The sequence below is a fragment of the Cupriavidus sp. SIMBA_020 genome, assembly GCF_046535395.1.
In the GTDB taxonomy this organism is placed as follows: Bacteria; Pseudomonadota; Gammaproteobacteria; order Burkholderiales; family Burkholderiaceae; genus Cupriavidus; species Cupriavidus campinensis.
The window spans coordinates 1-235 of sequence record NZ_JAWRWU010001704.1 but is presented as its reverse complement, the minus strand read 5'-3'; the positions used below and the strand labels follow the sequence as shown (position 1 = coordinate 235).

The 235-nt window shown below is 66.4% G+C and carries 1 protein-coding gene; it reads left to right on the top strand.

The genetic code is table 11. The annotated features are described in order from the left end of the window. A partial coding sequence (locus tag SB751_RS35420; RefSeq protein WP_410749666.1) for a BBE domain-containing protein occupies positions 1-113 on the top strand: 113 nt, incomplete at its 5' end. Positions 114-235 lie beyond the last annotated feature (122 nt).

Sequence of the window (235 nt, the reverse complement as noted above, 5' to 3'; positions counted from 1 at the left end):
ACCTGTACTACGGCGACAAGGCCGCCGCCCTGATCGCCACCAAGCGACAGGTGGATCCTGACAACCTCTTTCACCACGAGATGTCGATTCCGCTGACGCCGCCGCACGCTTGACGCACGCCTCACCCAGGTGCCATCCGCGCGCAATCAACGCGTAGTGGGCGCGCAATCGGCGCCCAAAAACGAACCGGCCCGCGCGAAGCGGGCCGGTTTTCCTGGCACGCCCCGGCCACTTG